Here is a 17,133-nt window from a genome sequence, read left to right on the forward strand (position 1 = left end):
CTGAAAAGGGCCTGTCCGCCCGCGTTGTCGAAGCTGCCCGGCAGCTCGGTTCCGCTGGCAAGACGTTTAAGTAATATGAGCGAAGATTTCCGGCGAAACCTCCTCGGACCGGAGCCCACGCTGCTCCCGGCCGAGGTGGATGTTCAGGCTCGTTTGGATGCAGGGGACGAGGCGGTCGACCTGGCTGCTGCAAATCCCACATCCTCGTTGTTGTGGGCCATTCTGGCAGATGAGGCCTACGCGGAAGGCCGGACCATCGAGTCTTACGCCTATGCCCGCACCGGCTATCACCGCGGCCTGGATTCACTGCGCCGCAACGGTTGGCGCGGCACTGGTCCGGTGCCGCACTCGCATGAGGGAAATCGTGGTTTCCTGCGTGCGTTGTACGCGCTGGGCCGTGCCGCAGGCGCCATTGGCGAAGCGGACGAGGCTGCGCGCATTGCCACGTTCCTCAACGACTCCGATCCGCTGGCCGCGGCCGCGATCGAAGCCGCACTGTAAGTTCCAACAAAAAAATACCGTCGATCCTGCACGGATCGGCGGCATTTTTTGTTTGGCTTGGGCTTGTTTGGTTCGCAGGTGCGGGAGTCAGTTGCGCACCATGCTCAGTTTCCACAGTTCCGGGCCGTTTTCCACATAGTCCACCGTGAACTTGCCTGCCGCGCGCTGTTCCAGCTGGGCCAGCAACGGCAGCGGGTTGTGGTTGGCGACCAGCAGGATGCCGCGGCCGGTGGTGAGCCCTTCCAAAGCGCCGAAAATGGTGGCGTGGCGGATGGCGTGGGGAATGACGCGGGTGTCCAGCTCGGACAGGCCGGGCTCGTCGTGCCCGCCGCAGGCGCAGCCGCCCTGGGCCGGAACTTCGCTTGCAGTGGCGACAGTGGCGGTGTGGGCTGGCAGCACCTGTGAGAGTGTGACGCCGGGGTTTTGAGCCAAGGCGGGCAGGACAAGTTCGCTGGCTTGATCCACGAATACTGCTACGGCTTCCTGGAGGCGGCCGCCGGCATGAACCATGTTGACGGGGTATTCCTGGACTTCCAGTTCCTTCGTTGCGGAGACCAGCCTGGTGCTGTGTGCGGTGGCCAGCGAGGCGACCAGCTTGAGGGAATCATCACTCAGGTCAGCAGTTTGGAAGGCACCGGCTAGAGCGGCAGCCAACGGCAGCAGTTCCATTTCGGCGAAGTCAACCAGGGCACCTTGATCTGCTTGGGCCAATTCTTCGCCCGCAGGATTTGTCGCGGCCGCCACAAGATTGCCGCCGAGGGTGAGCACGGTTCCGGCGGCTTCAGCCAGGCGGGTGCGGGCGTCTTCCAAGGACGCAGCTTCTGTGGAGGAGGATGCGAGAACAAGATTATTCACGGTGAAAACCTTTCATGACTGCACGAATTTGTGGCGAATGGCGATTCTGCGACTATATTACTACACTTAATCCTGTGGAAAATAAAAGTCTTGTGCCGACGTCATATGGCCCCCGGCCCGGAGGCCGTGACGCCGTTGCGCCCATATCCAAGGCACGCGCGGCGGTGCTTGCCAGGCTGCGCGCAATTGACGGCACGCTCAGCGTGGAACAACTCGCCCTGCAGACGGGCCAACACGCGAACACTGCACGCGAACACCTTGAGGCACTTGTCGAGGACGGGTATGCCACCAAGGCCGCAGCCCCCAAGGAAGGCAGGGGCAGGCCGGCCTGGCTGTACCGGCCGGCACCCGCCCCCGCCGGGCCCGTGGGGTATGCGGCCCTTGCCGCGGCCCTGGCCCAGCACTTGGCAACCCACAGCGAAAACCCGACAGCCGAAGGTGAAGCGGCCGGCCGCGCCTGGGCTCGCGCCATGCCACCAGCCAGTCCAAGGATCAACGGTGACGAGCCAAAGGCCAGCGGTGCCAAACGGGACGGCGCCAAACTGTCGGCCGCTGGAGCCAAAGCCACCCGCAGCCGCGTGGCCACGGCCCTTGAGCAGGCAGGATTCGGCGTGCAAAAGAACCGTGACGCCACCGAACTGACCCTCACCGTCTGCCCCATTGTCGAGGCAGCACGGGAAAACCCCGACGTGGTGTGTGCCGTTCACCTCGGCCTGGTCAAGGAACTGATGGCAGGCAGCGGACTGCCGGAGGAGAACGTGGCGCTGCTGCCGTTTGCCGGTCCCGGCATCTGCACCCTGCACATGCCCTCGATCGCACCCGCGAAGGATGCAGCCGCGAACGCGGCGAAGATCGAAGCGGGGCCCGCTGCCCCATGACTTCCACCAGGCCGGCTGGCGTTGCACCTGTCAAAGCCGACACCCGCAGCCCCCGCCGACCAACCATGCTGCGCCGGCCCGCCTTCCGCATGATGTTCCTGTTGCCTGCGGGCGCGGCACTGCTTATTGGCCTCAACGCCGGCCTGCAACTTTTGGGGGCCGACGCCCCGCTGAAGATCGACCGCTTCCCCCAAGTCCACGGCATGCTGCTGGTGCTCAGTTTTGTAGGCACCGTCATCTCGCTGGAGCGCTCCGTGGCCTTGAACAAGGCATGGGGCTACGCCGCACCGGCGCTGTTGGGCGTCGCCGGACTGCTGATGATTTCACCCCTTGAGCTGTGGATCGGCAAGAGCGTTCTGCTGGCCGGAACCATCGCCATGACGGTTGTCTACATCCCGTTGTGGCGCCGTCAATACGACAACGTGGTGCTCATCCAGATCCTCGGCTCGGTCTCAGCCGTGGCTGCTGCGGCACTGTGGCTGCGTGTGCCCAGCATCCCGCACTTGCTGCCGTTCCTCATCACCTATGTAGTGCTGACCATCGCCGGCGAACGGCTGGAACTGGCGCGGATCGGCATCAACAGCCCCAAGGCCGAACCGCTCCTGCTCGCCGCATCGTTCGCCCTGCTGGCCGCCACCACTGCCACACTGCTGTGGCCGTCCGCCGGCTACCCGCTCTACGGGGTGCTGCTGCTGGCCCTCGTCGGCTGGCTCACCGTGTACGACGCCGCCCGCAAAACCATCCGCTCCCAAGGCCTGCCGCGCTACATTGCCGCGTGCCTGCTGGCGGGCTACAGCTGGTTGGCGATTGCCGGCGTCGTGCTGGCCCTGCATGACGGGCCACTGACCGGGGCCTCGTACGACGTCGCCGTCCACGCAGTGTTCCTGGGCTTCACCATCTCCATGATCATGGCCCACGCACCTGTCATCCTGCCCGCCGTGCTGCGCAAACCGCTGCCCTACACCTCCGGGTTTTGGCTGCCGGCGGGACTCTTGCACGCATCCCTGGCCCTACGCTTGGGATTGGGCGACGGCGCTGGCCTGAACGGCGCGTGGGTCACCGGCGGCGTCCTGAACGTCATTTCCATCCTGCTGTTCGCCGTCATGGCGGTTTGGCAGGCCACCCATGCGCAGAAAGCAGCAGCGTGAACATCGGCTCCGCACCCATCCCAGGCCCGGGTCCAACGTCGGGCCCAACTCCGGCCACCGCCGGCAGGACACCGATGAACCGGGCCGCCTGGCACCTGCGCGCCAACGCCCCGGCAGTGTTTTGGCTGCTGGCGCTGGTGGTTGTGGTGTTGTTCCACCGCAACATTGCCGTGTCCGGCTGGCTCATGGTGCACCTGCTGCTGCTCGGGGCCGTCACCAATTCCATCCTTGTCTGGAGCTGGCACTTCGCTCAGGCGCTGCTGCGCGGGCCGAATCCCGGCAACCGGGGCATGGCGGCGCGGCTGATCGGCTTGAACGTGGCGGTGACCCTCGTGGTGGTGTCAATGATCTTGAATGTGTGGGTCCTGACGCTCATAGGCAGCATCGGTGTTGGGCTGGCCGTTGCCGCCCACGCAGTGGTCCTGGGGCTGCGGGCCCGCAAGGCGCTGCCGTCCCGGTTTGGCCCCACCGTTTGGTACTACGTGGCCGCGTGCCTGCTGCTGCCGGTGGGTGCAGGCGTGGGGGCTGCGCTGGCATCCGGCGTCAGCGGCGAAGCGCATGTCCGGCTGTTGCTGGTGCACCTGGTAGTGAACGTGCTGGGTTTTGTAGGGCTGACGGTGCTGGGCACACTCATGACGCTGCTGCCCACCATGCTGCGCACAAGAGTGGCCGACGGCGCCGAAGCCGTTGCGCGCCACGGTGCTGTCCCGCTGCTGTCCGGGGTGTTGCTCACGGCTGCCGGAGCCGCCGCCGGGGTCATGTTCCTGTGTTCGGTGGGGCTGGCCATCTACTTGGGCGGCGTCATCTATATTTGCGTGCCGTTGGCCAAGGTGGTGCGCTCGAAGCAACCCACGACATTCGCCCCGCTATCGGCCATTGCCGGGCTGTTGTGGCTGCTGGTTTCACTCGTCTGGCTGCTGGCACCAACGTTTACGGCGGGCAGCTGGGAGGCACTGCAGCGCGGGATCGAGTCGGTGGTCCCCGTGCTTGCCGCAGGTTTTGCCGCCCAAGTGCTCGGAGCTGCGTTGACGTACCTGGTGCCCGTTGTTTTGGGCGGCGGGCCCGCGGTGCTCAAGCATCGCACTGCCATTTTGGACAAGGCCGGCTGGTTTCGTGTGGTGCTGGCCAATGCCGCACTTGTGGTCTCGCTGCTCCCGGTGCCCAGCCTGGTGCGCGTGGGAACCACGTTCCTGGTGTTTGGCGCTCTGGCCTGGTTCCTGCCGCTGCTCGGCTTGGCCCTGTTCAGCAAAGCTCCCGCAGTCCCGAAAGGAACCCCGAAAGCGCAGCCGGACAAGCCCTCCGCAGCTGAGCCGAGGAGTGCGCGCGCTGCTGCGGCGCCCACAGCTGCGTATGACCCGGCCCCGCGCAGGAGGTTGGGTCAGGGCGCCACCGCACTGGCCGTCGTCGTGCTTGTCATTGTGGCAGGGATTATTGCCGATCCGCAGTCCATGCCGGGGTTTGCCGGGGTGGTGCAGCAGCCTGCCGCCGCGGCCACGGGCCAAACCACCACGGTGGAGATGACAATGAAGAACATGCGCTTCCACCCGGACAAGGTGGACGTGCCGGTGGGGGACAAGCTTGTCATCAACCTGGTCAATGAAGACAACATGGTGCACGACCTCGTCACGGCCATGGGTGCAGAATCCGGGCGGCTATACCCGGGCGAGAAAGCCACCATCGACGCGGGCGTGATTGGCGCCGACGTGGCCGGTTGGTGCAGCGTGGTGGGACACAAGCAGCAGGGCATGGTGTTCAGCATTGTGGCCACCGGCGGGGCAGCTGCAGCGCCGCCGGCCGCGCCCGGCGAGAGCATGCCCGGCGAGACCATGCCCGGCGGGAGCATGCCCGGCATGGACCACGGCGGGAATTCGGGCGAGCCCGCCGCCTTTGACTTCATGAAGGAGCCGGGCGCAGAATTCACCGCCCACGACGCCGTGCTGCCGCCACTGCCCTCCGGAACAGTGCACGAAGTGGCCATCAAGGTCACCGAGGAGGAACGCGAAGTGGCACCAGGGGTCACGCAGCGCCTGTGGCTTTTCAACGGCACGGCACCCGGGCCGACCCTGCGCGGCAAGGTGGGGGACAAATTCAAGATCACGCTGAGCAACGACGGGTCCATGGGACATTCGATCGACTTTCACGCCGGGGCGCTGGCGCCTGACGAACCCATGCGCACCATCAATCCGGGGGAGTCGCTGACCTACAATTTCACGGCCACCCGCGCCGGAATCTGGCTCTACCACTGCAGCACCATGCCCATGAGCCAGCACATCGCCAACGGCATGTTTGGCGCCGTGGTCATTGACCCGCCCAACTTGCCGAAGGTGGAGAAGGAATACGTGCTCATCCAGTCCGAGCTTTACGCCGGAGGGCAGGGCGGCGTGGCCGACTTGGCGAAAATCCAAGCGGAGAAGCCCGACGCCGTGGTGTTCAACGGCTATGCGAACCAGTACAAGTTCCGCCCGCTGCCGGCCAAGGCGGGCGAGCGGGTGCGGATCTGGGTGCTCGACGCCGGGCCGAACCGGGCGTCGTCCTTCCACGTGGTGGGCGGCCAGTTCGACACGGTCTGGAGCGAGGGTCGGTACTTGATTGACGGCTCCGACCCGGCCGCCGGCGCGCAGGTCCTGCCGCTGGCACCGGGGCAGGGCGGATTTGTGGAACTCGCGTTCCCGGAGGCCGGCAACTACCCCTTTGTTTCGCACAGCATGCTCGACGCCGAACGCGGCGCCAGCGGGGTGTTCCAGATCGCGAAGTGACACCCGGTTGGACTGCATTGCGTGGACGGCGCGGTGTGGACGGCACTGCCGGACGAGTCGGTACGTTGCATCCGGTCCGTCCTGCATGCCGGACCCTTACTGGCCGACGCGGCCGTCGACGCATTCGCGCAGCAGGTCGGCATGCCCGCAGTGCCTGGCGTACTCCTCGATCCTGTGCACCAGCAACTCCCGGACGGCGATGCCTGCCTTGCCCAGGCGGTCATCCGGATTCGGGTGCTCGGCCAAGAGGGCGTCGGTCGCGGCCTGTTCGCGCATGAGGTCCGCGTAGGCGGCGTCGACAACCGTCTGATCGGCGATGGCGCCGTCGAAATCCGCGCCCCCTGGGCCGTATATTTTTGGCAACACATCCCCGGAGGTGATCCAGTTTCCCCAGTCTCGTTCCACCTCGGCAAGGTGACGGAGCAGGCCGAGCAAGGACATGGTGGAGGGAGGCACGGACCGGCGAGCCAGCTGTTCCGGCTCCAACCCTGCGCACTTCATGCCCAGTGTCAGCCGATAGTTGGACAGATAGTTGTGCAGGGTCGCCAGTTCGCCGTTCGGGCTTGCTTCACCGGTGTCTCGCGGATCGTCATCCGGGTCAACCCACATGTCCGGGTGGACGGATGACTTTGTCCATCGGGTTGGCTTTTGCGTCATGCTGGTCATTTTCGCCTACGCCAACCGTTCGCGCCACCCTTTTCTGAACCCGACGGGACCTATTGTCCGCCCGCGGCAAGGTACTCGCCGGCGTTGTACTGGAGATGGAGCTCCCTGATGAGATCGCCGTCGAACGTGAAGAATTCCGTGAAGCGCACCGTGCCGTTGGGGAAGGTTGCGTCGTAGAGCACCGCTGCCGCCTCCGGGGTAGTGACGAACTGAAGAACGGTGATGTCTTGGACGTTCGCGATGAAACCCTTCACGCCGTGGGTGAATGGCTGTCCGCCTTCCACCCGGCCGGCGATGGGACCGTTGAAAACAAAATCGTCGCTCAACAGGGGAAGAAGGTCCCGGCCCTCGCCGTATTGTTCGGCGCCGCCGGTGAGAATCGCATAGTAGCGATGGAGTGGGGACGAGCCGCTGATGGTGGGTGACATGATTCCTCCAAAGTGATAGTTGATAGTTGAAATTCTCAAGTGAATGCTTGAAATAGTCAAGCATCCTCTTTAGTCTTGATGGGTGAAGACATATCGGCAGTATTGCGCGCTTGCGCGGGGCTTGGATCTGGTCGGGGACCGATGGACGCTGCTCATTGTGCGTGAGCTGCTGTCGCTGGGTGAATGCCGCTACTCCGATTTGCAGCGCGGTCTCCCGGGCATCGCGAGCAACCTCCTTGCGCAGCGCCTGCGGGAGATGGAGGACAGCGGGCTGGTGCGGCGCACAGCGTTGCCACGGCCCGCGCATGCCACCGCCTTCACACTGACTGCGCGAGGGGCCGCGCTGCAAGGCGTGGTGCGTGAATTCGTGAAGTGGGGTGCGCCGTTGATGGCAGCGGATGAAGCGCAAGACACTTTTCGGGCCCACTGGCTGATGCTTCCCCTGCGTGGCCTGTGCCGGGACAACGAGCCCCACAGCGGCCGCGTTGTGGTGCGTGTCGGAACGGTTGACGACGGGTGTGACATCACCGCCGATTCCGGAACCGTGCACGTGGCACCAAGCCACCCCGCTGTGGATCCCGTTGCCACTGTCACAGGCGATTCAGCAGCCCTCGTGGCGCTTTTTACGGGTCAACTGCCGCTCGAGGCCTCCAGCAGCTCGGGGCTTTTGATCGACGGGGATGCTGCTGCGGTTCGCCGGATTATCGGCGGCATGCCTACTGCCCCAAATGAATCCCCACTGAATCGATCGGCCCAGGGCGGGCCCACGAAAGATGGAGGACCACGATGACAACGCCACCAGGAACTTCGCTCGAGATGCTTCACGCGGTGGGAGAGCTGCTGGCCGCAGAGGGCCCGGTGGAAATCGGCACGATGTTCCGCAGCCCCGGACTGCGCACGGGCACCAAAATCTTCGCGTTCCTGGGACACGGCGACTACCTCATCGTGAAGCTGCCCCGCTCCCGCGCGAATGAGCTCACCTCGGAGGGCAGTGCCAAACCTGTCACGATGGGCACTCGAACCCTGCGCGAGTGGGTGGAGATTCCCGCACACACCAGCCCTGACACCACGCTGGACACATGGACTGCCCTCGCCTCGGAGGCACTGCACTACGTGCGCAGCCTGGACAGTTGAAGTGCCCAGTGCCCAGTGCCCAGTGCCTGGCGCGCATCGCGCTTGATGTGTTTTGCGCTTGATGTGCTGACGGCTTCAAATGCACCGCGCGTGAAGTGCAGCTGTGGCGGTCTACCCCGGGTTGGCAGCGGCGGCAGGGCCGGCGTCGCCCAGCGGACCTGTGGTGCCTGCCTGCGCCAGTTGGGGCACCACGCCGCCGGCGGAATCGCGGAGCTGTGTGGCCAAGGCGCCAATCTGATTGGAGAGGACGTCCGGGACGGCCGCGAGCAGCTCCGTGCTTCGGGATACGGCAAAGTGTGCCAAGACGCTGCCCATGATGGCCGATCCCAATGCCGCACCCAGCTGCCTGACAGTGCTTTGGGTGGCCGAACCTTGGCCTGAAACAGCCGTCGGAATATCCGCCAAAACAGTGCCGGTCAGCTGTGCCGATGCCAGCCCCAGCCCAAGGCCGTAAACAACGAGCAGCGCGGCGATGAGCCACACGGACGTGGTGTTCGTCATGAACAGTCCAAGAAGCAGCAAACCGACAGTTTCCAGGGCCAGGCCAATGATGACAACTGTGGGCGGGCCGAGCCGGGCTGCCAAGTGTCGTGCCGAGGCGCCGGAGAAAAAGGCGCCCAGCGCCATGGCTGCCAGCACGAAACCAGCGTTGAGCGTGCCCAAGCCCAGGATATTGATCAAATACAGCGGCAGCACAAGCAGCAGGCCGAACTCCCCGATCGCCACCGTGGCCGCAACCGAGTTGCCCCATGAAAAGGTCCGCACCTTGAACAGGCCCAGATCCAAAATCGCCGAGCGGTCAATGGTGGCCCGGCGCCTTTCCCACAGCACGAATCCCGCCAGCAAGACGATACTGGCAGCGAGTGTGATCGGAACGATGGAGATGGCCGCATCGGCCGGCCACGTGATTGGTCCCAGGGCCATGGCACCCTGCGCCGACCACCAACCAAGGGAAGGCCCTTCAATCAAGGCAAAAACAAAGAGGCCAAAGCCGCAGGCACTCAGCAGCAGGCCCAGCACATCAAGCCCCACCTTGTCCTGCGGTGCGTGTGTTTCCGGGACAAAAAGCACCGCCCCCACCAAGACGGCCAAGCCAAGCGGGATGTTCACAATGAAGATCCACTGCCAAGCAAAGGAGGAGGTCAACCAGCCGCCAAGCAAGGGACCGATGGCGGCCATGCCGGAGATGACGGCACCCCAGACGGCAAAAGCGGTGGTCCTATCCTTGCCAAAGAAGGTTGAATTGACGCTTGACAGTGTGGAGGGAAGCACAGCTGCTCCGCCGACGCCTTGGAGTACGCGGCTGAGAATCAGGGATCCGGCGTCTTGTGAGAGGGCGGCAAAGATGCTCCCTGCCATGAACACCACCACGCCGAGCATAAACAGCCGGCGACGGCCAAACCTGTCGCCGAGGCGTCCGCTGGTCAGCAACAGCGCTGCCAAGACCACAGAGAAGAGGCTGTTGACCCACTGGGCTTCGTTCAGGTCCAGGTGGAGATCGGCGATGATCGTGGGCAGCGAGACGCCAACGATGGTGCCGTCGATGACGATCATGGAGAGTCCGGTTGCCAAAACACCCAGACCGGCCCACTTGTTCCGTGGGGTTTCCGCCACTACGCCACTGCCGTTGTGTTCGCTGCTCGTGTGCTCCTGCATGCTTCCACGCTACTTATCACGGGGCAGTGAGCCATCAACCAACCGGTTGATTCGCTCGTGTCCTTGGATCAGCTCGGCGCATTTGGGAGATCCACGGCCCTGCCAAGCTGGTTTTGAAATCGAAAGGGGAGCAGTCGGCATTGTTTTTTCATATGATTGCGGTCTGGTCACGTTTTGTAGTGTGGATGCTCAAAAACCGCTACGAATCGCGGGGCCGTCAGCCACCAACCCCCCTGTTGATTCGCCGTTGTAGTTGGATCCGCTCGCCGCTTTGGGGAGCACACGGGCCCTGCAACGCTGTTTTGTACACCGACCGGGCTGCTGGCTGCAAGGTATACACACACCATGGCCGACTGCTCCCCTTTGGAAGTGTGGAAGCTAAAAAACGCAGGGGATTAGTCCCAGATGTTGTCCCCGCGCAGTGAAGCGTCGGCGCCGCCATCGGTGTAGATGGTCTGGCCGGTGACGTGGGTGTTTTCTTCGCTTGTCAGCCAAGCCAGCAGTCGGGAGATGACAACGGACTCCGAGTGGTAGTTCAGCGGCATGGGAACGTGGGAGTCCACCATCGCACGGCCTTCCTCGGTGGCCAGAAGCTGCGTGGTCATGGGGGAGATGACGGTGCCGGGGGCCACGGCGTTCAGCGGGATGCCGGCACCTGCCCAGCGCGGGGTGATGGATTCACGGCGCACCCAGCGGCTTAGGGCACGCTTGCTGGAGGGGTAGTTCAGGTAGCCGGCTTCCGGGCCCTTGTCGGCCAGTGCTGCGCCAACGGCGACGGCTGCAGCCTCGTCGTCGGCGAGCAGTGCGTCAACGAGCTCGGAGGAGTTTGGCTGCAGTGATGCCATGGAGCTGACGACGGCGGCGCGCGGGCTCGCGCTCTTGGCCAGAGTGGGTGCAAGGTGCTCGAGGAATTCGGTGACACCGAAGTAGTTGACGCTCACGGTCAGCGGGATGGGAGCGGAGATGCCTGCGCATGCAATGACGGCGTCGACGCTGCCATTGGCCAGCTCCACGGCCTTGGCGGCGGCAGCGGCGCGGCCTTCGGGGGTGCTCAGGTCGGCTTCCACCTCGGCGCCTTTCAAGTCCACCCCGATGACCGTTTCTCCGCGTTGACGCAGCAACTCTGCAGTGGACGCCCCGATGCCGGATCCCGCTCCGGTGACAATGTAGGTTCTGGACGCGGATGTTTCGTTGCTGGGGGTGGTGGTCATTGCATTGCTCCTTCGTTGTCGCCTGTTCCCTGTGGGGCAGGCGTTGAATGGGTGGTGCGGAGTTGTTCGGAAAAGTTGATGGTGGATTTCTCCAGCTTTTGCAGCAGCCGGACCAGCTCGCAACGGTCCTGCGGCGACCAGCCGGTCAGCAGGTCGTCCACAAGGCCGTCCCCGGCGCGGACGAAGGTGTTGGCCACGCGCTGTCCGGCCGGGGTGAGCTTGATGAGTTGCGCCCGGGCGTCGGCCGGGTCCGGGATGCGCTCCGCCAGTCCTGCCGCAGACAGGCGGGCCACTATCTTGCTGATGTTCGAGGCGCCCGTCACCATGTGGTGCGCCAACAAGGAGGGCCGTTGCGGTCCGTCGGCGGACAACAGCGTGATGGTGGTGATGGCTCCTGAGTCAAGTTCCACGCCCTCGCGGGCCACCACCCCGGTGAGGAAGTCGGGGGCCGTCCACTGCCCGATGATGCGGGTTAGCGACGTCAGGAGGGCATCCTGGTAGCGGCCCTCCTTAGGCACTGGTCCCTCCGTCGACGGGCAGTGTAACGCCGGTGACGAAGCTTGCTTCCTCGGAGAGCAGCCAGGCAACGACGTTGGCAATTTCCTCGGACTGGCCCAGTCGCTTCATGGGGACTTCGGCGGCGTAACCGGCCTTGGCTTCATCGGGCAGCGCCGCCAGGGAGGCTGTCTCGATGGCGCCCGGGGCCACGGCATTGACGCGGATGCCGTGCGCGGCATTTTCACGGGCCACGCTGCGGGTGAGACTGACGACGCCGTGCTTGGATGCCCCGTAGGGGGTCAGCTGGGGGGTGGCGGTGATGCCTGCAATCGAGGCGATGTTCACCAGGGCGCCTCTGCCGTTGGCGCGGAAGTGTGCGATCTCGGCTTTCATGGACAGGAAGGTGCCGCGCAGCGTCACGTTGATGACGCGGTCCCAGTCCGCCTCGGAAATTTCTTCCACCGGCGTGGGCATGGCGCCGATTCCGGCATTGTTCACGGCCAATTCAAAGCTGCCGAAGGTCTCGACCGTGAAGTCCATCAGGGCGGCAACGTCGCTTCCCTTGCTGACGTCGGCGCGCTTGTAGGCGGCCCGTCCGCCAGCTGCGGTGATGAGGTCCACTGTTTCCGTTCCCGCCAAGTCGTTGATGTCAGAGACGACGACGGCGGCACCGGAGGCGGCAAGGCGGAGGGCGATGGCACGTCCAATCCCTGCACCCGCAGCAGTGACAACGGCAGTTTGGTTTTCGAAACTCATGATGTTCTCCTGAGGAAGGTTTGATCCGTGCGGGCAATACCATTTACTGTCCTAACGACAGTATACAGTTTTATTGTCGGAAAGACAGTAAAATTCTTGACTGGCGGAAAAACTCCGTGCATGGCTGCGGGAACCCGTGCCGTTTGCCCCGCCGATGTGTCCGGCCGGCGGCGTCGGCGGGGCCAATGTGCACCTTTCGGCGACGTTCCGGTAAACTCCAGAGGCAAGGCCCCCTTGTTCGCTTGGCCGTGGACAGCGGCGCGTTTCGCGCACACACGTTCCGCCAAGTGGTTTCCAAGGGGTATTTTCGTGTCCGAACGGTGCACGGCAATCGCCGAATTCTGCAGCGCCCGGATCAACTTATGAGCAAGGGGGAGGGTCCCATGCCAGCAATCGTAATCGTCGGAGCCCAATGGGGTGACGAAGGAAAAGGCAAAGCCACGGATCTTTTGGGTGGTTCGGTCGACTATGTAGTGAAGCCCAACGGCGGCAACAATGCCGGGCACACCGTCGTCGTGGGCGGTGAGAAGTATGAGCTCAAGCTCCTTCCCGCAGGTATTCTGAGCCCCAACGCAACACCCATCATCGGCAATGGCTGCGTGGTGAACCTTGAGGCGTTGTTCGAGGAGATCGACGGCCTTGAGGCCCGCGGCGCGGACACCTCCAAGCTGCGAGTTTCCGCCAACGCCCACCTGGTGGCCCCGTACCACCAGGTGCTGGACAAGGTCACGGAGCGTTTCCTGGGCAAGCGCGCCATCGGCACCACGGGCCGCGGGATCGGTCCGGCGTATATGGACAAGGTGGCCCGACTGGGCATCCGCGTCCAGGACGTCTTTGACGAGTCCATACTGCGCCAAAAGGTGGAAGGGTCGCTGAAGCAAAAAAACGAGCTGCTGGTCAAGGTCTACAACCGCCGCGACGTTGAGGTCGAGGAAGTTGTTGAGTACTTCCTCAGCTTCGCCGAGCGCCTGCGCCCCATGGTCATTGATGCAACGTTCGTGTTGAATGAGGCCCTTGACCGCGGGGAAGTTGTGCTCATGGAAGGCGGCCAGGCCACGTTCCTGGACGTTGACCACGGCACCTACCCGTTCGTGACCTCCTCCAACCCGACCGCCGGCGGCGCCTCCGTGGGCTCGGGCATTGGCCCCACCCGCATCACGCGCGCCGTGGGCATCATCAAGGCCTACACCACCCGCGTGGGCGCCGGGCCGTTCCCCACAGAACTGTTTGATGAGATGGGCCTCTACCTGCAGAAAACCGGCGGCGAATTCGGTGTCAACACCGGCCGTCCGCGCCGCTGCGGCTGGTACGACGCCGTCCTTGCCCGCCACGCCTCGCGCGTCAACGGCTTCACGGACTACTTCGTCACCAAGCTCGACGTGCTCACGGGAATCGAGCAGATTCCGGTGTGCGTCGCCTACGACGTCGACGGGGTGCGGCACGATGAAATGCCCATGACGCAGACCGAGTTCCACCACGCAAAGCCCATTTTTGAGTACTTCCCGGGCTGGACCGAAGACATCACCACGGCCCGCACCATGGAGGACCTGCCCGAGAACGCGCGCAACTACGTGTTGGCCCTTGAAGGCATGTCAGGCACCCGGATCTCGGCCATCGGCGTCGGGCCCGACAGGGACCAGACCATCGTGCGCCACGAGTTGATCCCCACCAGCTGACCAACACCTGGCCAGCTGAAACGCAAGGCAAGGACGACGGCGGAACTTGGGGTCCGGCGTCGTCCTTGTCCGTTTTAGTGGACGCAATTTCAGCCGGCGACCATGGCCGCCCGGGAAGGACTAGGCTGGTTGCATAGGAACCCGGCGGAAGGACCCACGGCCATGAAAGTCAGTGTTGGACAGTTCAATCCAAGTGCGGATGTTGCAGGAAACTTGGCCACCATGCGCCGGCTTTCCGCCGCTGCGGCACAGGAGGGCAGCAAGCTGATCCTGTTCCCGGAAGAGGCCATGTTCTCCGTGGGCAAGGTGGTGGGCGACTTTGCCGCCGCCGTTGATGCACAGTGGACAACCTTTGTGCAGGGGTTGTCGTTGACGGCCGCGGACACCGGGATTGCCATCCTTGCCGGCGGCTATGAATCCAGCGGAGAAGCACGCCCCTACAACACCGTGGTGGCGGTGGACGCCGATGGCGAGATCTTGGGGACGTACCGGAAATTGCACCTCTACGATGCCTTCTCCTACCAGGAATCCAACCGGATCAAGCCCAGCGACAAGGGCATCACGGTCGTGGAAATTGGTGGCTTCAAGGTCGGCATCATGACGTGCTACGACATCCGCTTCCCCGAGATGGCCCGCACGCTTGCCCTTTCCGGAGCGGACTTGATCTGTGTTTCCGCGGCCTGGTTCAAGGGCGAACACAAAGTGGACCACTGGGAGACGCTGTTGAAGGCCCGTGCCATTGAAAACACCGTGTGGATGGCGGCGGCGGGGACCTCAAGCGACCACTGCATAGGACATTCGGTGATCCTTGACCCCATGGGCCTCCCCGTTGACTTCCTTGAGGAAGAAGCCGAGGGCTTGGCCACGGCCGATGTGACGCACAGGCGCATTGAAGAAGTCCGCGAGTTCCTTCCGGTGCTGCGCAACCGTCGTTTTGAAAGTAGTTCAGTGGTGGCACCGGTGGCCTAAAGTTCTCGTTGACGTGGCCCACGGCGGTGATTAGTGTCAGGTCTAGAAGCAGGAGGAAATCATGAACGACACCAGGATTTGGTCGGTTTTGAAGCCCATGCATCCAGCCGGGTTGGAGGACATGCCGCTGGACGGGCAATGGCTCGAACCCCCCTTTAACAACGACGCCGCAGGCCGGGCCGTGGTGTGCAACGACGGTGACTTCCAGTTCGTGGTGGTGAACCGCAAAAGCGGTGCCGTCCTCTACGTCTGCGAAGACGAAGAAAGCCTCATGGCCTCTTCCCTAGCCACCTTGCCTGCCATTGTGGCCGCCTGGAATTCCATCGACAGCGACACCGTGGGACCGGAAGACGACGAAGATTTTTCCGCCGTGAAGAAGTCCTTTCAGGAACAACTGCAACTTTTGGATCCGCAGGCCGCTGCCAGCAATGAGTTCTGGGCGTTGTACACGGACGAGCTCACCAACGAAGACTATGTCGACATTGACGACGTCCCGGTCGAGGAAGAAGATCCGGAGTCGGATTCGGGGGACAATGACAGGCCCGGCGTCGACGAGACTTTTGTGGGAGCCTGAGCAGCAGGCGAACCGCCGGTGGCACTGCGCAGCATCCACGCCTCGCTGGGATTAGGCTTCAAACATGGCAAAAATCAATGATCCGCAGACCATCCGGCGCTTGCTTTCAACACCGGGCCGATGGGCCGTGGTGGGACTTTCCAGGAACCCGCTGCGTCCTGCCGTTGATGTCTCGTATTTCCTGCAGCAGGAACTTGGCCATGAGATCATCCCCGTCAGCCTCAAGGGCGACGACGTGCACGGCGCCAAGGGGTACCAAACATTGGCAGAGGTGCCCGGGCGCATCGATGTGGTGGACTGCTTCGTCAATTCCGCGAAAGTTGGGCCGGTGGTGGACCAAGCCATTGCCGTGGGTGCCAAGGCGGTGTGGCTGCAACTGGGTGTGGTGGATGAGGCGGCGGCCAAACGGGCACTGCAAGCCGGCCTGGATGTCGTCATGGACACCTGCCCCAAGATCGAAGCTGCAAGAATTGGCTTCTAGGCTCCCCGCTTCCCCGCTTCCCCGCTGACCACACCACGAACCACAAAGGCGCCACGAAAAACATATGCCACGCCATTTTCGCCGATCCCGCCCCGCGGGCCGCTTGATCGGATTCATCAGCCTTGCCTTTGCAGCTGTCTTGGTGACAGCCGGCATTTGGTGGGTGGCCGCATCCACCGGCGCCGGTCCGGCCGCCAGCCCGGCAACCGCTGCCCGCACCACGGCGGCAGCCGGACCGGAGGACCCTGGGCAAGGTTCGACGTCGTCCATGCCCAGCAGTGCAGCAGCGACAAACCCGGCGACGGGGCGCGTGGACACCTTGGACGGGCTGGTCCCCGACTATGTCCTGCCGCCCATTGAAGACGGCATGGTCCCGGTATTGACAAAGATTCCCACCGAGCAAAACGTGGTGTTCTTGACGCTTGACGACGGCGCCGTGAAGCGGGAATCGGACCTGGCGCTGTTGGAAAAGAACGGCATCCACGCGTCCCTTTTCCTGGCGAACACGTTCATCGCCGGGGACCCGCAGTTTTTCGAGCAGTTCACGGATGCAGGGAACTTGGTGGAAAACCACTCCATGAGCCACAATCTGGGCTTCATCCAGCTGGGCTATGAAGCGCAAAAGGCCGAAATCTGCGGCATGGCCGATTACGCCGAACAGCACTACGGGCGCCGGCCCGTGTTCTTTCGGCCGCCCGGCGGGCCTTACACCCAAGCCACCCGACAAGCCGCCGCGGCCTGTGGGATGAAGGCCCTTGTTGACTGGGAAGCCAAGGCCAATGCCAAGGGCATGGATTATCAGGTGGGGGCGGGGTTGCGCCCCGGAGACATTGTCCTGATGCACTTCCGTCCCGAGTTCGCCGAAGATTTGGCCGCGTTCACGGCGGCGCAGAAAGCGGCGGGGTTGAAGGTCGTGTTGCTCGAGGACTACCTGGCCACCCGGTAG

The 17,133-nt window shown here is 63.8% G+C and carries 18 protein-coding genes; 11 read left to right on the top strand and 7 right to left on the bottom strand.

Annotated elements, in window-relative coordinates; genetic code table 11:
• Positions 1-75 precede the first annotated feature (75 nt).
• Entirely contained in the window at positions 76-501 is a 426-nt protein-coding gene (locus tag QMG25_RS05190; protein ID WP_283457934.1) for a DUF3151 domain-containing protein, read from the top strand.
• 87 nt (positions 502-588) lie between these two features.
• Here the strand turns inward: QMG25_RS05190 and QMG25_RS05195 are convergent, their stop codons facing one another.
• Positions 589-1,356: a DUF2249 domain-containing protein gene (locus tag QMG25_RS05195; protein WP_283457936.1), complete on the bottom strand. Its 768-nt coding sequence runs from the start codon at positions 1,354-1,356 to the stop codon at positions 589-591.
• Positions 1,357-1,430: 74 nt separating this feature from the next.
• On the opposite strand from QMG25_RS05195, the gene QMG25_RS05200 reads away from it, so the two are divergent.
• Genes QMG25_RS05200 through QMG25_RS05210 form a run of 3 tightly spaced genes read left to right on the top strand, consistent with a single transcriptional unit; the run spans position 1,431 to position 6,138 of the window.
• Positions 1,431-2,234 (top strand): helix-turn-helix transcriptional regulator, encoded by an 804-nt coding sequence (locus QMG25_RS05200; RefSeq protein WP_283457937.1) that lies wholly within the window; start codon positions 1,431-1,433, stop codon positions 2,232-2,234.
• Complete coding sequence (locus tag QMG25_RS05205) at positions 2,231-3,382, top strand: DUF8744 domain-containing protein (protein ID WP_283457940.1); 1,152 nt, start codon at positions 2,231-2,233, stop codon at positions 3,380-3,382. Before QMG25_RS05200 ends, QMG25_RS05205 begins: the two co-directional genes overlap by 4 nt.
• Complete coding sequence (locus tag QMG25_RS05210) at positions 3,379-6,138, top strand: multicopper oxidase domain-containing protein (protein ID WP_283457942.1); 2,760 nt, start codon at positions 3,379-3,381, stop codon at positions 6,136-6,138. The genes QMG25_RS05205 and QMG25_RS05210 overlap by 4 nt, the downstream gene beginning before the upstream one ends.
• Positions 6,139-6,234: 96 nt before the next feature.
• Here the strand turns inward: QMG25_RS05210 and QMG25_RS05215 are convergent, their stop codons facing one another.
• Together QMG25_RS05215 and QMG25_RS05220 are read right to left on the bottom strand one after the other, a co-directional pair.
• Entirely contained in the window at positions 6,235-6,795 is a 561-nt protein-coding gene (locus QMG25_RS05215) for a DinB family protein (RefSeq protein WP_283457944.1), read from the bottom strand.
• A 59-nt stretch (positions 6,796-6,854) separates the two neighbouring features.
• Complete coding sequence (locus tag QMG25_RS05220; protein ID WP_283457946.1) at positions 6,855-7,232, bottom strand: nuclear transport factor 2 family protein; 378 nt, start codon at positions 7,230-7,232, stop codon at positions 6,855-6,857.
• Between the two features lie 82 nt (positions 7,233-7,314).
• On the opposite strand from QMG25_RS05220, the gene QMG25_RS05225 reads away from it, so the two are divergent.
• Positions 7,315-8,022 (top strand): winged helix-turn-helix transcriptional regulator, encoded by a 708-nt coding sequence (locus QMG25_RS05225; protein WP_283457948.1) that lies wholly within the window; start codon positions 7,315-7,317, stop codon positions 8,020-8,022.
• On the top strand, positions 8,019-8,366 hold the full coding sequence (locus QMG25_RS05230; RefSeq protein ID WP_283457950.1) for a TfoX/Sxy family protein: 348 nt from the start codon (positions 8,019-8,021) through the stop codon (positions 8,364-8,366). The genes QMG25_RS05225 and QMG25_RS05230 overlap by 4 nt, the downstream gene beginning before the upstream one ends.
• A gap of 111 nt (positions 8,367-8,477) precedes the next feature.
• Here the strand turns inward: QMG25_RS05230 and QMG25_RS05235 are convergent, their stop codons facing one another.
• The 4 genes from QMG25_RS05235 to QMG25_RS05250 all read right to left on the bottom strand — a co-directional run bounded on the left by QMG25_RS05235 (position 8,478) and on the right by QMG25_RS05250 (position 12,487).
• Positions 8,478-10,022 (bottom strand): DHA2 family efflux MFS transporter permease subunit, encoded by a 1,545-nt coding sequence (locus QMG25_RS05235; protein WP_283457953.1) that lies wholly within the window; start codon positions 10,020-10,022, stop codon positions 8,478-8,480.
• Positions 10,023-10,417: 395 nt separating this feature from the next.
• On the bottom strand, positions 10,418-11,233 hold the full coding sequence (locus QMG25_RS05240; protein ID WP_283457955.1) for an SDR family oxidoreductase: 816 nt from the start codon (positions 11,231-11,233) through the stop codon (positions 10,418-10,420).
• Complete coding sequence (locus QMG25_RS05245; RefSeq protein WP_283457957.1) at positions 11,230-11,751, bottom strand: MarR family winged helix-turn-helix transcriptional regulator; 522 nt, start codon at positions 11,749-11,751, stop codon at positions 11,230-11,232. The genes QMG25_RS05240 and QMG25_RS05245 overlap by 4 nt, the downstream gene beginning before the upstream one ends.
• Complete coding sequence (locus QMG25_RS05250) at positions 11,744-12,487, bottom strand: SDR family NAD(P)-dependent oxidoreductase (protein WP_283457959.1); 744 nt, start codon at positions 12,485-12,487, stop codon at positions 11,744-11,746. Before QMG25_RS05250 ends, QMG25_RS05245 begins: the two co-directional genes overlap by 8 nt.
• A 383-nt stretch (positions 12,488-12,870) precedes the next feature.
• On the opposite strand from QMG25_RS05250, the gene QMG25_RS05255 reads away from it, so the two are divergent.
• The 5 genes from QMG25_RS05255 to QMG25_RS05275 all read left to right on the top strand — a co-directional run bounded on the left by QMG25_RS05255 (position 12,871) and on the right by QMG25_RS05275 (position 17,133).
• Positions 12,871-14,163 carry an adenylosuccinate synthase gene (locus QMG25_RS05255; RefSeq protein ID WP_283457962.1) on the top strand — a complete coding sequence of 431 codons (1,293 nt, stop codon included), beginning with the start codon at positions 12,871-12,873 and terminating at the stop codon, positions 14,161-14,163.
• A 162-nt stretch (positions 14,164-14,325) separates the two neighbouring features.
• Positions 14,326-15,132: a carbon-nitrogen hydrolase family protein gene (locus QMG25_RS05260; protein ID WP_283457965.1), complete on the top strand. Its 807-nt coding sequence runs from the start codon at positions 14,326-14,328 to the stop codon at positions 15,130-15,132.
• A 61-nt stretch (positions 15,133-15,193) separates the two neighbouring features.
• Positions 15,194-15,706 carry an SUKH-4 family immunity protein gene (locus QMG25_RS05265; protein ID WP_283457967.1) on the top strand — a complete coding sequence of 171 codons (513 nt, stop codon included), beginning with the start codon at positions 15,194-15,196 and terminating at the stop codon, positions 15,704-15,706.
• Positions 15,707-15,770: 64 nt separating this feature from the next.
• Complete coding sequence (locus tag QMG25_RS05270) at positions 15,771-16,187, top strand: CoA-binding protein (protein ID WP_283457969.1); 417 nt, start codon at positions 15,771-15,773, stop codon at positions 16,185-16,187.
• 64 nt (positions 16,188-16,251) lie between these two features.
• On the top strand, positions 16,252-17,133 hold the full coding sequence (locus QMG25_RS05275; RefSeq protein WP_283457970.1) for a polysaccharide deacetylase family protein: 882 nt from the start codon (positions 16,252-16,254) through the stop codon (positions 17,131-17,133).

This window comes from Arthrobacter sp. H35-D1, assembly GCF_030063185.1.
GTDB lineage: Bacteria > Actinomycetota > Actinomycetes > Actinomycetales > Micrococcaceae > Specibacter.

Coding starts and splice junctions, on each gene's coding strand:
- QMG25_RS05260 (WP_283457965.1), top strand. CDS start 14,326: ATGAAAGTCAGTGTTGGACAGTTCAATCCAAGTGCGGATGTTGCAGGA.
- QMG25_RS05205 (WP_283457940.1), top strand. CDS start 2,231: ATGACTTCCACCAGGCCGGCTGGCGTTGCACCTGTCAAAGCCGACACC.
- QMG25_RS05240 (WP_283457955.1), bottom strand. CDS start 11,233: ATGACCACCACCCCCAGCAACGAAACATCCGCGTCCAGAACCTACATT.
- QMG25_RS05235 (WP_283457953.1), bottom strand. CDS start 10,022: ATGCAGGAGCACACGAGCAGCGAACACAACGGCAGTGGCGTAGTGGCG.
- QMG25_RS05255 (WP_283457962.1), top strand. CDS start 12,871: ATGCCAGCAATCGTAATCGTCGGAGCCCAATGGGGTGACGAAGGAAAA.
- QMG25_RS05270 (WP_283457969.1), top strand. CDS start 15,771: ATGGCAAAAATCAATGATCCGCAGACCATCCGGCGCTTGCTTTCAACA.
- QMG25_RS05250 (WP_283457959.1), bottom strand. CDS start 12,487: ATGAGTTTCGAAAACCAAACTGCCGTTGTCACTGCTGCGGGTGCAGGG.
- QMG25_RS05215 (WP_283457944.1), bottom strand. CDS start 6,795: ATGACGCAAAAGCCAACCCGATGGACAAAGTCATCCGTCCACCCGGAC.
- QMG25_RS05230 (WP_283457950.1), top strand. CDS start 8,019: ATGACAACGCCACCAGGAACTTCGCTCGAGATGCTTCACGCGGTGGGA.
- QMG25_RS05220 (WP_283457946.1), bottom strand. CDS start 7,232: ATGTCACCCACCATCAGCGGCTCGTCCCCACTCCATCGCTACTATGCG.
- QMG25_RS05265 (WP_283457967.1), top strand. CDS start 15,194: ATGAACGACACCAGGATTTGGTCGGTTTTGAAGCCCATGCATCCAGCC.
- QMG25_RS05190 (WP_283457934.1), top strand. CDS start 76: ATGAGCGAAGATTTCCGGCGAAACCTCCTCGGACCGGAGCCCACGCTG.
- QMG25_RS05275 (WP_283457970.1), top strand. CDS start 16,252: ATGCCACGCCATTTTCGCCGATCCCGCCCCGCGGGCCGCTTGATCGGA.